Genomic DNA, 13,718 nt, shown 5'->3' on the forward strand with positions numbered 1-13,718 from the left:
TCTTTTTGCGTGAAAGGCACAGGAAGATTGACGCTTTGGTAACGGGATATAATCGATTTTGACGGTAATTTATGTGCCCAGAGGCGCAAACTGTGGCATGAGCGAGCATGCCAGCCCCACGCGGCCGCGATCCGCCGGCTGCAGCTCGGGACAGAAGACGCGCCACTGAGAGCGCGCGAGCAGCAAGGAGCATTCATGACACGCCGCTATTTTGGCACTGACGGCATTCGCGGGCAGTCGAACGTTTTCCCGATGACGCCTGACCTCGCCATGCGGGTCGGTATCGCGGTCGGCACGATCTTCCGGCGCGGCAACCATCGCCATCGGGTGGTGATCGGCAAGGACACACGCCTGTCGGGCTACATGCTGGAAAATGCGCTGGTGGCAGGCTTTACCGCAGCCGGCCTCGACGTTTACCTGCTCGGTCCCATTCCGACGCCGGCGGTGGCCATGCTGACCCGCTCGCTGCGCGCCGATATCGGCGTGATGATTTCGGCCTCGCACAACCCCTTTGCCGACAACGGCATCAAGCTGTTCGGTCCGGATGGCTACAAGCTGTCCGACGAACTGGAGCAGGAGATCGAGGCGCTTCTCGACAAGGATCTCTATTCGCAGCTGGCCAAGCCCGCCGAGATCGGCCGCGCCAAGCGCGTCGATGGCGACATCTATCGCTACATCGAATTCGTCAAGCGCACCCTGCCGAAGGATGTGACGCTGCATGGCCTCCGTATCGCCATCGACTGCGCCAATGGCGCCGCCTACAAGGTGGCACCCGCGGCGCTCTGGGAACTGGGCGCCGACGTGGTGACGATCGGCAATACGCCGAACGGCACGAACATCAACCTCGACTGCGGTTCCACCAGCCCGGAAGCGCTGCAGCGCAAGGTGCATGAAGTGCGCGCCGATATCGGCATCGCGCTCGATGGCGATGCCGACCGGGTGATCATCGTCGACGAGCGCGGCGAGATCATCGATGGCGACCAGCTGATGGCCGTCATCGCCGAAAGCTGGGCCGAGGACGAGAAGCTGCGCGGCGGTGGTATTGTCGCGACCGTCATGTCCAATCTCGGCCTCGAGCGTTTCCTCGGCGGCAAGGGGCTGACGCTTGCCCGCACCAAGGTGGGGGACCGCTATGTGGTGGAGCACATGCGCCATCACGATTTCAACGTGGGCGGCGAGCAGTCCGGTCACATCGTGCTGTCCGACTTCGGCACCACCGGCGACGGTCTGGTGGCCGGCCTGCAGATCCTGGCGGCGGTGAAGCGCACCGGCAAGACCGTCAGCGAGGTCTGCCGCCGCTTCGAGCCCGTGCCGCAACTCTTGCGCAATGTCCGCTTCAGCGGTGGCAAGCCGCTGGAGGACATCATCGTGCGTCAGGCGATCGAAAGCGCCGAGGCGGAGCTGGGGGGCAGGGGCCGCCTGGTGATTCGCCCCTCCGGCACAGAGCCGTTGATCCGCGTCATGGCGGAGGGGGACGATCGCGGCCAGGTGGAACGCATCGTCAACGATCTGGTCAGCGTCATCGGCAACGTGCGCACCGCGGCCTGACCGTTTTTCCCGCCTGCCTGTTTTTGGGCCCGTCGGCATCCGCCGGCGGGCCCTCTTGCGTGCGAAGCGGGGTGGGACGTTAGCATGCGGTTAATTTGCCCGAAGGAGATAGGCCTGATTTCACCGTATGTTAGGGTTAATTGCTCCTTTACCTTTCTACGGGATGATCGAGGCAAACCGGAATGATTCACGGCGCGCCTCGCGTCGGTAAAGAGACCTTGGAGTAACCCCCATGAGGAAGACCCTGTTCGGCGCGCTGGCCGTCCTGCTGGCCGCGGGCGCCGCCCATGCGGCTGACCTTTCCCGACAGCCGGCCATCGATCCGATGCTGCTGAACGCGCCGGAGGTCACGGTGCAGGAGGCGGCGAGCGGATGGTATCTGCGCGGCGACGCGGCCTACGGCTTCAAGGATCTGAAGGGGGCCGACTTTTTCCAGGGCGGTTCCTCCGCCGGCAAGGCCGATTTCACCCGCGCCGACCTGAAGGACAGCTTCCTGCTGGGGGCCGGTATCGGCTATCAGGTCAACAATTTCCTGCGCGCCGATCTCACCTTCGACTACAGCTTCCGCAGCCGGTTCGATGGCTCCACCAGTGGCGGCGGCGCCTCTTCCGGTGCCTGCGTCACCAACTGCACCTCGCAGGACATCGCCCACCTGAAGGCCTACAGCCTGCTGGCCAATGCCTATGTGGATCTCGGCACCTATGGCTCCGTGACGCCTTATGTCGGCGGCGGCATCGGCGGCACCTATGTCAACTGGAGCAAGCTCAGCAACACCTCCTGCGAGACCGGCAATTCCTCCAATTGCGACGCAACGGTCGAGCACGACGGCAAGGGCAGCTGGCGCTTCACCTATGCGCTGATGGCCGGCGCGACGGTGGACGTGACCTGCAATCTCAAGGCCGACATCGGCTACCGCTATCGCCATGTGCAGGGCGGCGACATGTTCGGCTATGCCTCGAATGGCGGGCCGGGCTATGACAAGGGCTTCGACGTGCACGAGGCCCGCATCGGCGCCCGCTATCTGTTCGGTGGCTGCCCGCAGACCTCAATCGCCGACGACGAGCCGCCGCAGCCGCTGGTCTACAAGTAGGATCGCCTTCTTCGGACAGGAAAAGGCCGCCCGGTTTGCGCCGGGCGGCCTTTTGTCGTCGCGGAGTTCGAACGGGAAGGATCAGAATTCGCGTTTCAGGATGACGCGGTCCACCGACCAGTAGCCGCCGCCGAAGGCTGCGAAGAAGAAGGCGCCACCCGTCCAGAACAGCGAGGCGAGTTCGGCCTTGGTCTGCACCTGTTCCAGGAAGACGGCGCCGCCATCGGCCAGCCGCTTGATGCCGGCCGGCGTGAAGAAATCGCTGCCGCTCTTCAACGCCGCAATGCCGGTATCGGTCAGGAAGGCGTGGCCATAGGGGAAAGCGAAGTGGAACCAGAGGGTGATCGCCAGCATCACGCCGTTGGCCAGCGCGACCGGGCGGGTGAAGAGGCCGAGCGCGATCATCATCCCGCCGAAGAACTGCATGGCGGCAAGTGTCGGCGACCACAGCCAGCCGGGATGGAAGCCGAGATTCTCAACGAAGCCGACCTGTGCCATCGGCGCCATAATCTTCGGATACCCCTCGATCATCAGCATGCCGCCGATGGCGACACGGAAGGCGGTCCAGGCGAAGGGCTGGGCGAAATGCTCGTAGAAGCCGGCGAGAAACGGCAGGTAGAAATGGCTTTTTTCCTGCGGTTGCGCAGGGGTATATACGCTTTGCATGGCCATGACGTAGGTCCTTGTTGTTCAAAATGAATCGGGGCATCGGACCGCCGCAGCGGCACAACGGTCCAGCGGATGGGGCAGGCAGGCGCGGCAATCATCGCCGCCGTATTCACAACCGATAACTGATCATAAATCGCGCCCGACAATTCATGTTGATCCAGGTCAAGTTTTAGGGCGCGCGCGTTTGCCAACGCAAAAAAGACAGAGATCGTTTGATTTGCGACTTGACCGTAACCCGCCCATCCAATAACACCAGCGGCGGGACACCCTTCCCCAACGAAGGGCTTTCTATCTGGAAGGATAGCCAAGATGGCGACCATCGCGAAGCCGGACGTACGTCCGAACAATACCCATTTTTCTTCTGGCCCTTGCTCGAAGCGCCCCGGTTGGACGCTTGAAGCCCTTGCTGATGCCCCGCTCGGTCGCTCGCACCGCGCCAAGGTCGGCAAGACGAAGCTGAAGCAGGCCATCGATCTTACCCGCGAAATTCTGAACGTGCCGGCGGACTACCGCATCGGCATCGTGCCGGCCTCCGATACGGGCGCCGTTGAAATGGCCATGTGGTCGCTGCTTGGCGAACGTGGCGTGGACATGCTTTCCTGGGAAAGCTTCGGCGCCGGCTGGGTCACCGATGTGGTGAAGCAGCTGAAGCTTGCCGATGTCCGCAAGTTCAATGCCGATTACGGCCTGCTGCCGGATCTCGCCCAGGTCGATTTCGACCGCGACGTCGTCTTCACCTGGAACGGCACCACCTCGGGCGTGCGCGTGCCGAACGCCGATTTCATCCCCGCCGACCGCAAGGGCCTGACGATCTGCGACGCCACCTCGGCCGCCTTCGCGCAGGACATGGATTTCTCCAAGCTCGACGTCGTCACGTTCTCCTGGCAGAAGGTTCTGGGCGGCGAGGGCGGTCACGGCGTGATCATCCTGTCCCCGCGTGCCGTCGAGCGCCTGACGACCTATGTTCCGGCCTGGCCGCTGCCGAAGATTTTCCGTATGACCTCCGGCGGCAAGCTGATCGAAGGCATCTTCGTCGGCGAGACCATCAACACGCCCTCGATGCTCTGCGTCGAGGACTATATCGATGCGCTGAACTGGGCAAAGTCGATCGGTGGTCTTGAAGCCCTGATCGCCCGAGCCGACGCCAATGCCAAGGTCATTTTCGATTTCGTCGATGCCAATGACTGGATTGCCAATCTTGCCGTCGATCCGGCAACCCGCTCCAACACCTCCGTGTGCCTGAAGATCGTCGATCCCGAGGTGACGGCTCTGGATGCGGATGCGCAGGCAGCCTTTGCCAAGGGCGTCGTTGCCCTTCTGGAAAAGGAAAATGTCGCGCTCGACATCGGCGCCTATCGCGATGCGCCGTCCGGCCTTCGCATCTGGGCCGGTGCAACGATCGAGACCGCCGACATGCAGGCCGTCATGCCGTGGCTGACCTGGGCTTATCAGACCCAGAAGGCAGCGCTCGCCAAGGCCGCAGCGTAAGCAGCGCCGATGCGTCCGGCTTCGCCCCGATAGGCGAAGCCGCTTTCCCGATACAGACTGAACCCTTTTTGCTTGAACTCTTCTGAAGGAGGCCTCTCGTGGCACCTCGCGTTCTCGTGTCCGACGAACTGTCGGAAACCGCCGTCCAGATCTTCCGCGACCGCGGCGTTGAAGTCGATTTCCAGCCGAAGCTCGGCAAGGACAAGGACAAGCTGGCCGAAATCATCGGCAACTATGATGGTCTTGCCATCCGCTCGGCGACCAAGGTTACCGAAAAGCTGATCGCAGCCGCCACCAACCTGAAGGTTGTCGGCCGCGCCGGTATCGGTGTCGACAACGTCGATATCCCGGCTGCGTCGAAGCGCGGTATCATCGTGATGAACACGCCCTTCGGCAATTCCATCACGACCGCCGAACATGCCATCGCGCTGATGTTTGCCGTTGCCCGCCAGATCCCGGCAGCCGATGCCTCGACCCAGGCCGGCAAGTGGGAAAAGTCGAAGTTCATGGGTGTCGAAATCACCGGCAAGACGCTCGGCGTCATCGGCGCCGGCAATATCGGCTCCATCGTCTGCTCGCGCGCCATCGGGCTTAAGATGCACGTTCTGGCCTATGACCCCTTCCTTTCGGCCGAACGCGCCCAGGAGATGGGCGTCACGAAGGTCGAACTCGACGAGCTGCTGGCGAAGGCCGACTTCATCACGCTGCACGTGCCCATGACCGACAAGACGCGCGGCATCCTCAGCAAGGAAGCGCTTGCCAAGACGAAGCCGGGTGTGCGCATCATCAACTGCGCCCGCGGCGGTCTGGTCGATGAGGCAGCGCTTGCCGAAGCCATCAAGTCCGGCCATGTCGCCGGCGCCGGCTTCGACGTGTTCGAAGTGGAGCCCGCCACCGAAAGCCCGCTGTTCGGCCTGCCGAACGTGGTCTGCACGCCGCATCTCGGCGCCTCCACGACGGAAGCGCAGGAAAACGTGGCCCTGCAGGTGGCCGAGCAGATGGCGGACTATCTCGTCAAGGGTGCCGTTTCCAACGCCATCAACATGCCGTCGATCACCGCCGAAGAAGCGCCGATCCTGAAGCCGTTCATCCGCCTGGCCGATGTTCTCGGTTCCTTCGCCGGCCAGGTGACGGAAAACCCGATCAAGGCGATCGAGATCCTCTATGATGGCGTCACCGCCACCATGAACACCAAGGCGCTCACCTCGGCGCTGCTCGCCGGCCTGATCCGCAATCAGGTGGCCGATGTGAACATGGTTTCTGCGCCGATCATGATCAAGGAAAAGGGCATTGTGCTTTCCGAGGTCAAGCGCGACAAGACCGGCGTCTATGACGGCTACATCAAGCTGACGGTGACGACCGAAAAGCAGACGCGCTCGGTGGCCGGCACGGTGTTCTCCGACGGCAAGCCGCGCTTCATCCAGATCAAGGGCATCAACATGGATGCCGATGTGGGTGCGGACATGATCTACATTTCCAACACCGACGTTCCGGGCATGATCGGCTTCATGGGCACCACGCTCGGCAATGCGGGCGTCAACATCGCCAACTTCCAGCTGGGTCGCGAAAAGGAAGGCGGCGATGCCATCGCGCTTCTCTACGTCGATGGCACCGTGGACAAGGCCGTTCTCGACCAGCTGACCGCCAACCCGGCGATCAAGCAGGCCAAGCCCCTGACCTTCAACGTCGATTGATCGACGTCCCCACGACAAAAGAGCCCGGTGCGTGAGCGCGCGCCGGGCTTTTTCGTGTCGGGTCAGCGCGATTTCCCCAATACGCTGGTCAAATCTCTTCACAAATCCGAAAAATCGGATCGAACCTCTAAAACCGTCAACCGTTGATGGCTATATGGGTGGCATAACCCGCGAAAAGCGGTTCTGTGAGGAGAGAGAAATGTTTTCCAGGCTTCGGCGCTTCAAACACGTTCTGTCGGTGATGGCCATCGGCATGGTCGTGTCTCTTGCCGCCGTCGATTTCGCCGAGGCGCGCCGCGCCGGTTCGAGCGGTTTTGGCAGTCGTGGCACGCGCACCTATTCGGCTCCGCCGGCAACCCGTACGGCGCCTGAGACGGCCGCCCCGATCCAGCGTTCGATGACGCCCAACAGCCAGACCAACGCGACCAATCCGGGTATGGCGGCCGGTCAGCAGGCTGCCGGCCAGCAGGCCCGTCGCGGCCTGTTCGGCGGTTTTGGCGGCGGTATCCTGGGTGGCCTGTTCCTCGGCGGTCTGTTCGGCATGATGATGGGCAACGGTTTCGGCGGTCTGGCCGGCATGTTCGGCATGCTGTTCCAGATCCTTCTGATCGGCGGCCTGATCTTCCTGCTGATGCGCATGTTCGCGCGCCGCACGCAGCCGGCAACCGGCGCCGCCGGCCGTTATTCCCGTGATGTGCCGCCGGCACAGGGCACAGGCTTCAAGATTCCGCAGATGGGGTCTGCCGGCGCTGCTGCCGCAGGATCTGCCGCAGCATCCCGTCCGCGCGTTGCGTCCAAGGCGACCGATGAGATCGGCATCACGAATGCCGACCTTGATGCGTTCGAGCGCCTGCTGACCGACGTGCAGGGCGCTTATGGTGCCGAGGATTATGCCCGCCTTCGCGCCATCGCCACCCCCGAGGCCATGTCCTATCTGGCCGAAGAGCTGGGCGAGAACGCAACGCAGGGCCTGCGCAACGAGGTGACGGATGTTCGCCTGCTGCAGGGCGATCTGGCCGAATCCTGGCGTGAGAATGGCCAGGATTATGCAACGGTCGCCATGCGCTACCAGAGCATTGACGTGATGCGCAACCGCAAGACCGGCGCCGTGGTCGAGGGCGATCCCGCCACGCCGACCGAAGCCACGGAAATCTGGACCTTCGTGCGCAAGCCGGGCGAAGAGTGGAGGCTTGCGGCCATTCAGGGTACCAATTGAGGCGGGCCTGCTGGCTGGCCATCGGCCAGCCGATGATGGTTCGGTGACATGCAGAAGGCTCGCCATGTGGCGGGCCTTTTTCCTGTGCTGATGTGTCGCGGCCGGGTTTTGTCGTGCATGCGCCTGTATTGACGGTTCCACGCGCCGTGCAATACATCATCCTCACGAAGTTGAACTTGCGCTCCCTCCCGCAAAACTGCATGATGGATGCAAAAGTCAGGCTGATATTCGCCCTGTATTTGTACGGCGGTCGGCGGAAGCTTGGCCGCTGGCATTCTCCGCCCTGTTCAGCGGGAACGGGAGGAGGGGCGTTGCGTTGCAGCCGGAGGCGGGGAGGGTTCGCAGTCGATGCTGTGGGATGAGCAGGGGCCGGTGGATGGGGACAGGCCGCTGGCCCGGACGATCCTCTGGGCCGTCGTCGTTCTGATGGTGGCGGGTTCGGTGGCCTTCTGGAATCGCTACGACATGCAGGTGGCGGCGGCCGGCGATCAGCCGCATGCCTATGTCCTGGATCGCTGGACGGGCACGATGACCTACTATCATCAGGCCTCCTCGGTCAGCGTCGACAGGCGCTGAGCCGGGCAGACTGTGAGTGGCCTTTCGCGGGTCACAGCCTTGCAAGCGTCGCTTCGTCCGGCTTTCCGCCGCAGAACTGCCGCAGCGCCTGCTCGAAGCCCGAGCGCTGCTCGCTGACGGCGGCAAACAGCGTCATGCAGGAGCGGAACTTGAGGTCGTCCGGCGAGCCGAGAATGGCATGAGCGGACCGGTGCCGGTGCGTCAGCATGGCGGCCGTGCATTCGTCGAGCCGGGTCCCGAGCAAGGGATGGGCCAGATAGGCAAGCGCCTCTGCTCTGCCGCTGATTGCATAGCGCCCGGCCATCGGCGAATGTCCGAGCCCGGCGATCTGCGGGAAGATGAACCACATCCAGTGGGACCGCTTTTCGCCCGCCCGCAATTCGGCCAGCACCCTCTGGTAGACAGGCGCCTGAGCGTCGCTGAAGCGGGCAAGGTCAAACGGGTCGTCGGTCATGGCAGAGCCTCCCGGGGCAGAACGCGTCCTGGGCCGTCAGGTTGCCGTATTCGGCGCTCCGGTCAATAATTTGTCAGAAGGCCTCTCTTTTCCTTGCCGCAGTGCACCCTAACTGCCGGGGCATGGAACAGCGTCTTGAACTATATCTCGATACGATCGTCCGCTGGCTGCCGGACTGGCTCATCAGCATGGCGATCCTGGTCCTGGCCGTGCTTGTCGGCTGGCTGATCCACCGCTTCGTCTTTCGCCTTCTTACCCGCATCGTCGCCAATCGCGATCTGTTCTGGCGTTCGCTGGTCTCGCGGACCGAGCGACCGCTGCGGCTTGCCATCGTCACCTGGGTGCTGGCGCCGGCGGTCAGCATGGCGCCGCTCAGCGACCGTGAGACGGGCATCCTGCGCCATATCCTGCTGGTGTGCTTCATCGTGCTGATCGGCTGGATGGCCCGCACCACGCTGCATATCTGGACCACGGTCTATCTGCGCCGCTTCAAGCTGGATGCGGAAGACAATCTTCTGGCGCGCAAGCATGTCACCCAGTCGCGCATCATGGAGCGGGTGGCCGCCACGCTGATCATCGCGCTGACGCTTTCGGCGGCGCTGATGACCTTCCCGGCGGTGCGCCAGTACGGCGTCTCGCTGATGGCATCGGCCGGCGTGGCCGGTATCGTGCTCGGTCTTGCGCTGCAGCCGGTGCTGAAGAACCTGTTTGCCGGCATCCAGCTTGCCATCACCCAGCCGATCCGCATCGATGACGCGCTGATCGTCGAGGGGGAATGGGGCAAGGTGGAGGAGATCACCTCCACCTATGTGGTCGTCAAGCTGTGGGACTGGCGACGGCTGATCCTGCCGCTCGGCTATTTCATCGAAAAACCCTTCCAGAACTGGACGCGCGAGGGAGCGGCCCTGATCGGCACGGTGATGATCTATCTCGATTACACCGTTCCGGTCGCCGAAATCCGCCGCAAGGTAGAGGAGATCGCCCGCAAATCGCCGCTGTGGGACGGCCAGGTGGTGAACGTCGCGGTCACCGATTTTCGCGAGACGGTCATGGAAATCCGCATCCTCGTCTCGGCCGCCGATGGCGGCAAGGCCTTCGACCTGCGCTGCGAGATGCGCGAAAAGCTGATTGCCTTCATCCAGCAGGATTACCCGGCTGCCCTGCCGAAGCTGCGCGCCGAGGCATTTTCTGGCGTCGATCCCCACTCGTCCGTAGTCCATGAAGGGGCTGGGCGGATGATGTCTTCGTAAGCTGCAACCCTGCCATTGCGCCGAGAACCTTGCGTTTTGGCCGCGTCCTTTCTATATCCGCCAGAAGTGCTGGGGACGGCCGAACCCGTCCGATGAAGACATGCTTGGGCCGGCGTAACCGATCGCTGGGCACGTTCGAGCGAGAGAGTTCCTGTGAATACGCTGGATTTTGACAAGAAGCCGGAAGATACGCGCGTTGTCGTCGCCATGTCGGGCGGCGTGGATTCCTCCGTCGTGGCGGGGCTTCTGAAACGCCAGGGCTATGACGTGCTCGGCATCACCCTGCAGCTTTACGATCATGGTGCGGCCGTGCATCGTGCCGGCTCCTGTTGTGCCGGCCAGGATATCGAGGATGCGCGCCGCGTATCCGAAACGCTCGGCATTCCCCACTATGTGCTCGATTACGAAAAGCGGTTCCGCGAAACGGTGATCAATCCGTTTGCCGAAGCCTATGCCATGGGCGAGACGCCGGTGCCCTGCGTTGCCTGCAACCAGACGGTCAAGTTCGCCGATCTTCTGGCGACCGCCCGCGAACTTGGCGCGGATGCACTGGCGACCGGTCACTATATCCGCTCGCGTCCCAATCCGACCGCCGACAATCCGAACCGCCGCGCGCTCTATCGCCCGATCGACGCCGATCGCGACCAGAGCTGGTTCCTGTTTGCCACCACGCAGGAGCAGATCGATTACCTGCGCTTTCCGCTCGGCGGCATGTCGAAGGCGGAGGTCAGGGCGCTTGCCGAGGAGATGGGGCTCGTCGTTGCCAGGAAGGCCGACAGTCAGGACATCTGTTTCGTGCCGCAGGGCAAGTATTCCGACATCATCAGCAAGGTGAAGCCGAATGCGGCGCTTGCCGGCGATATCGTGCATCTGGATGGCCGTGTGCTCGGCCGCCACGAAGGCATCGTGCATTACACCATCGGCCAGCGCAAGGGGCTGGGGGTTGCCACCGGCGAACCGCTCTACGTGGTCTATCTCGATGCCCGCTCGCGCCGCGTCATCGTCGGGCCGAAGGAGGCGCTCGATACGCATCGCGTCTACCTGCGCGACATGAACTGGATCGGCGATCGGGCGCTGGATCTGGATGCCGGCAACGGGTTTGCCTGCTTTGCCAAGGTGCGCTCCACCCGCCCGCCGACCCCGGCGACGCTGTTTGCCGATGAAAAGGGCATCTATGTCGATCTCGCGATCGGCGAGGCGGGCGTCGCTCCGGGCCAGGCCTGTGTGCTCTATTCGGCGGAAGGGCCGGATGCGCGCGTCTGGGGCGGCGGCTTCATCGAGCGTTCCGAACGTGCGGCAGCGGCGGAAGCCTCGCTGAAGGCGCTCCTGTCTGCACCGGTTGCGGCCTGATCGCGGCCGCGAAAGGCGGTTCTGCCGGCCTGCCGGCGCGCTTTGGAAAAGCCTCTGATTTTTGCATGCGGCGCGCTTGACTTTGGTCGGAGCATCCCTTTATAAGCCCCCCATCGCGCCGGACGGTTCACACAACTGACATGACGGCGACGGTCTGGCGGGGTAGCTCAGTTGGTGAGAGCGCAGGATTCATAACCCTGAGGTCGGCGGTTCAATTCCGCCCCCCGCTACCAAGAAAATCCTTGAAAATCAGTAGAACAGAACGCGAGCGACAGTCGCAGCGAGCGCGTGGTTTCTGTCTGGCGGCTGCCTTGTTAGAGCGGGCCCGCCACCCGCTCCGCTTCAAGGTATCAGATCATCAGCGAAGGAATCTTCAGCGCCGCGGCGACGCGACGCAGATGGTTCGGGTCGGTATCCCGGCCGGCTTCGATGGCCTGCAGTTCAGCGACCGTGAGGCCGCAGGTCACCGCCAGATCTTCCAGGCTATAGCCCGAAGCGCGACGGCTTTCGGCAATCGTTTCGGACGGGGAAACCGGCTTGTTCTTGTCGAAATTTGTCTGTGACAATGTCATGGTAACTCCTTTGGTAGTGCCGACCATGGTCGGAAAATTTGGGCATCAGCTCAAAGGACGCTGCCGCGATACGCAATCCACTTGCTGCAGCGCAACATAGATAGGCCGTTCCAGCGGAAAGTCCAAGCATTTGCAGGATGCGGACCGGCCGATCACGCAGATTTTTCCGGGGCTGCGCATGACAGGTTGCATTGACCTTTGTCATATCAGGTCCAGGTTACCGCCTGACTTCCTTATTATATGCAATTATCCTGATGTATGCGGCTTTCGCGTACCAATCCCGCGGCCGCGGGCCTTCCTGCTGCGCTGCACCCATGGACCTTGACGGCAGGGCGGCCTTGCGGTGAACTTCGTGCGGGCATGATGCCCATCCAAATGGAGGCTTCAACGATGATTGGTGGCTTTACCCAGTTTGGTTTCGACCTGTTCGGCCTCGGCAAGCGCGTGGCAGGTCTGGAAGAGGCACGGCAGCCGGCGCCGGCTTTGCCGGAGCCCAGGCAGCAGGACGCCGATGATGACAGGCAGCGCCGGCAGCAGGAGCCTTCGGAGGCCTTCTTCTGGGGCATGTATCCGATCTACTGAGCGCTCGACACGATTCATCGACTGGCGATGCCCCCACCGCCGCTGAGGTTTCGCGGCCGCCCGCCTGCGGCCGATGCGTGAAAATGCCGTTTCCGGATGCGCTGGATCAAACGAAACGGCGGCTTGCGTGTTAGCCATGATGGACCACGGCCAAGAGGGCCGATGGCTTGCCATGGGCGGGCGGAATGGGCCGTCAGCCGTCAGACAGGATCAGGAAGGCGCGCATGTCCACGATCAGCATGTCCAGGATCATCTGCATCACGCTCAATCCGACGCTCGATCTCTCGAACGATGCTCTGAGGGTCGTTCCCACCCACAAGGTGCGGGTGCGCAACCAGCGCCAGGACGTGGGCGGCGGCGGCATCAATGTGGCCCGCGTCATCGCCGAACTGGGGGGCGAGGCGGAGGTGGCCGTGCTGTCGGGCGGCGCAAGCGGCGTCATCATGGAAGAGGCCCTGCGCGCCCTGCCGCTGCACCTCCATACCTTTGCCATGAAGGGGGCCGTGCGCATCGCCTTCATGGTCTATGAGGAGGAGACCAATCTCGAATACCGCTTCGTTCCGGATGGCCCGGTCGTGGCGCCGCTGGAGATCGAGCCCGTCTTCGACCTGATCGAGAGGGAGAGGGCTGATTACGTGGTGGCGAGCGGCAGCCTGCCGCGCGGCGTTCCGGTGGACAGCTATGCGCGGATGGCCCGCATGACCGCGGCCGGCAATGGCCGCTTCGTGCTGGATGCATCCGGCGAGCCGCTGGCGGCCGCCATTGCCGAAGGCGGTATCTTCCTGTTCAAGCCGAGCCTCAGCGAACTGGAGAAGCTCGTCGGCCACAGTCTCGACATCGAGGCAGCAGGCGCCTTTGCCGCCGATCTCGTGCGGCGTGGCGCTGCGCGTCACGTCGCGCTGACACTCGGTTCGGACGGCGCCCTTCTCGTCGGGCCGGACGGGATGTTCCGCATGCCGGCGATCACCGTTCCGGTCCGTTCCGCCGTGGGCGCCGGTGACAGTTTCGTCGGTGCCATGGTCTGGGCGCTGTCGAAGGGCCAGACAATGCGCGAGGCCTTCCGTTTCGGCCTGGCCGCCGGCGCTGCCGCCGTCATGACGCCCGGAACCGAGCTGTGCCGCCGCGCCGACATCCTCCGGCTCTATGGCGAAACCTGCGCCGCCAGTCATGAGGAGACAGCCACCGCCTGGCTCGCCCGTGCCTGAACCGATCGGGCCGGCAGATTCAGC

General features: G+C 63.3%; 13 protein-coding genes and 1 tRNA gene. 11 read left to right on the plus strand and 3 right to left on the minus strand.

The annotated features are described in order from the left end of the window. The first annotated feature begins 195 nt into the window (after positions 1-195). Both glmM and KLP42_RS05655 read left to right on the plus strand, forming a co-directional pair. On the plus strand, positions 196-1,548 hold the full coding sequence (glmM, locus tag KLP42_RS05650) for a phosphoglucosamine mutase (protein WP_215565202.1): 1,353 nt from the start codon (positions 196-198) through the stop codon (positions 1,546-1,548). Positions 1,549-1,780: 232 nt separating this feature from the next. Beyond that, positions 1,781-2,638 (plus strand): outer membrane protein, encoded by an 858-nt coding sequence (locus tag KLP42_RS05655; protein WP_215565203.1) that lies wholly within the window; start codon positions 1,781-1,783, stop codon positions 2,636-2,638. Positions 2,639-2,719: 81 nt separating this feature from the next. Here KLP42_RS05655 and KLP42_RS05660 read toward each other — a convergent pair whose 3' ends face one another. After that, a complete protein-coding gene (locus KLP42_RS05660) occupies positions 2,720-3,310 on the minus strand; it encodes a DoxX family protein (protein WP_215565204.1) in 591 nt (196 codons plus the stop codon). Between the two features lie 306 nt (positions 3,311-3,616). Between KLP42_RS05660 and KLP42_RS05665 the strand changes: the two genes are divergently transcribed. From KLP42_RS05665 to KLP42_RS05680, 4 genes are all read left to right on the plus strand, one after another. Further along, positions 3,617-4,795, plus strand: a complete 1,179-nt coding sequence (locus tag KLP42_RS05665; RefSeq protein ID WP_215565205.1) for a phosphoserine transaminase — start codon at positions 3,617-3,619, stop codon at positions 4,793-4,795. 98 nt (positions 4,796-4,893) lie between these two features. Beyond that, the gene (serA, locus tag KLP42_RS05670) at positions 4,894-6,489 is read left to right on the plus strand and encodes a phosphoglycerate dehydrogenase (RefSeq protein ID WP_215565206.1); all 1,596 of its coding nucleotides are present in this window, start codon (positions 4,894-4,896) and stop codon (positions 6,487-6,489) included. A 199-nt stretch (positions 6,490-6,688) separates the two neighbouring features. Beyond that, positions 6,689-7,705: a Tim44 domain-containing protein gene (locus tag KLP42_RS05675; RefSeq protein ID WP_215565207.1), complete on the plus strand. Its 1,017-nt coding sequence runs from the start codon at positions 6,689-6,691 to the stop codon at positions 7,703-7,705. Positions 7,706-8,053: 348 nt separating this feature from the next. Next, positions 8,054-8,281 carry a hypothetical protein gene (locus KLP42_RS05680; protein ID WP_215565208.1) on the plus strand — a complete coding sequence of 76 codons (228 nt, stop codon included), beginning with the start codon at positions 8,054-8,056 and terminating at the stop codon, positions 8,279-8,281. Positions 8,282-8,312: 31 nt separating this feature from the next. Here the strand turns inward: KLP42_RS05680 and KLP42_RS05685 are convergent, their stop codons facing one another. Further along, complete coding sequence (locus tag KLP42_RS05685; protein WP_215565209.1) at positions 8,313-8,735, minus strand: DUF1810 domain-containing protein; 423 nt, start codon at positions 8,733-8,735, stop codon at positions 8,313-8,315. Positions 8,736-8,857: 122 nt separating this feature from the next. Between KLP42_RS05685 and KLP42_RS05690 the strand changes: the two genes are divergently transcribed. The 3 genes from KLP42_RS05690 to KLP42_RS05700 all read left to right on the plus strand — a co-directional run bounded on the left by KLP42_RS05690 (position 8,858) and on the right by KLP42_RS05700 (position 11,568). Next, positions 8,858-9,985, plus strand: coding sequence for a mechanosensitive ion channel family protein (locus KLP42_RS05690; protein ID WP_215565210.1), 1,128 nt, complete (start codon positions 8,858-8,860; stop codon positions 9,983-9,985). Positions 9,986-10,138: 153 nt separating this feature from the next. Beyond that, positions 10,139-11,335 carry a tRNA 2-thiouridine(34) synthase MnmA gene (gene mnmA / locus KLP42_RS05695; protein WP_215565211.1) on the plus strand — a complete coding sequence of 399 codons (1,197 nt, stop codon included), beginning with the start codon at positions 10,139-10,141 and terminating at the stop codon, positions 11,333-11,335. A gap of 156 nt (positions 11,336-11,491) precedes the next feature. After that, positions 11,492-11,568 (plus strand) — tRNA-Met (locus tag KLP42_RS05700). Positions 11,569-11,685: 117 nt separating this feature from the next. Here KLP42_RS05700 and KLP42_RS05705 read toward each other — a convergent pair. Next, a complete protein-coding gene (locus KLP42_RS05705; RefSeq protein WP_215565212.1) occupies positions 11,686-11,907 on the minus strand; it encodes a helix-turn-helix domain-containing protein in 222 nt (73 codons plus the stop codon). A gap of 390 nt (positions 11,908-12,297) precedes the next feature. Between KLP42_RS05705 and KLP42_RS05710 the strand changes: the two genes are divergently transcribed. Together KLP42_RS05710 and KLP42_RS05715 are read left to right on the plus strand one after the other, a co-directional pair. Continuing rightward, positions 12,298-12,489 carry a hypothetical protein gene (locus tag KLP42_RS05710; protein WP_215565213.1) on the plus strand — a complete coding sequence of 64 codons (192 nt, stop codon included), beginning with the start codon at positions 12,298-12,300 and terminating at the stop codon, positions 12,487-12,489. Positions 12,490-12,713: 224 nt separating this feature from the next. Further along, the gene (locus tag KLP42_RS05715) at positions 12,714-13,694 is read left to right on the plus strand and encodes a 1-phosphofructokinase family hexose kinase (protein ID WP_252192773.1); all 981 of its coding nucleotides are present in this window, start codon (positions 12,714-12,716) and stop codon (positions 13,692-13,694) included. Positions 13,695-13,718: the final 24 nt, after the last annotated feature.

This window comes from Rhizobium sp. CSW-27, from assembly GCF_018760785.1.
GTDB lineage: Bacteria > Pseudomonadota > Alphaproteobacteria > Rhizobiales > Rhizobiaceae > Neorhizobium.

What these genes read in the sequence shown, in the direction of transcription:
- KLP42_RS05710 (WP_215565213.1), top strand. Translation starts at nt 12,298, where the DNA reads ATGATTGGTGGCTTTACCCAGTTTGGTTTCGACCTGTTCGGCCTCGGC.
- glmM (WP_215565202.1), top strand. Translation starts at nt 196, where the DNA reads ATGACACGCCGCTATTTTGGCACTGACGGCATTCGCGGGCAGTCGAAC.
- KLP42_RS05715 (WP_252192773.1), top strand. Translation starts at nt 12,714, where the DNA reads ATGTCCACGATCAGCATGTCCAGGATCATCTGCATCACGCTCAATCCG.
- KLP42_RS05705 (WP_215565212.1), bottom strand. Translation starts at nt 11,907, where the DNA reads ATGACATTGTCACAGACAAATTTCGACAAGAACAAGCCGGTTTCCCCG.
- KLP42_RS05660 (WP_215565204.1), bottom strand. Translation starts at nt 3,310, where the DNA reads ATGGCCATGCAAAGCGTATATACCCCTGCGCAACCGCAGGAAAAAAGC.
- KLP42_RS05680 (WP_215565208.1), top strand. Translation starts at nt 8,054, where the DNA reads ATGCTGTGGGATGAGCAGGGGCCGGTGGATGGGGACAGGCCGCTGGCC.
- KLP42_RS05675 (WP_215565207.1), top strand. Translation starts at nt 6,689, where the DNA reads ATGTTTTCCAGGCTTCGGCGCTTCAAACACGTTCTGTCGGTGATGGCC.
- KLP42_RS05665 (WP_215565205.1), top strand. Translation starts at nt 3,617, where the DNA reads ATGGCGACCATCGCGAAGCCGGACGTACGTCCGAACAATACCCATTTT.
- KLP42_RS05655 (WP_215565203.1), top strand. Translation starts at nt 1,781, where the DNA reads ATGAGGAAGACCCTGTTCGGCGCGCTGGCCGTCCTGCTGGCCGCGGGC.
- KLP42_RS05685 (WP_215565209.1), bottom strand. Translation starts at nt 8,735, where the DNA reads ATGACCGACGACCCGTTTGACCTTGCCCGCTTCAGCGACGCTCAGGCG.
- KLP42_RS05690 (WP_215565210.1), top strand. Translation starts at nt 8,858, where the DNA reads ATGGAACAGCGTCTTGAACTATATCTCGATACGATCGTCCGCTGGCTG.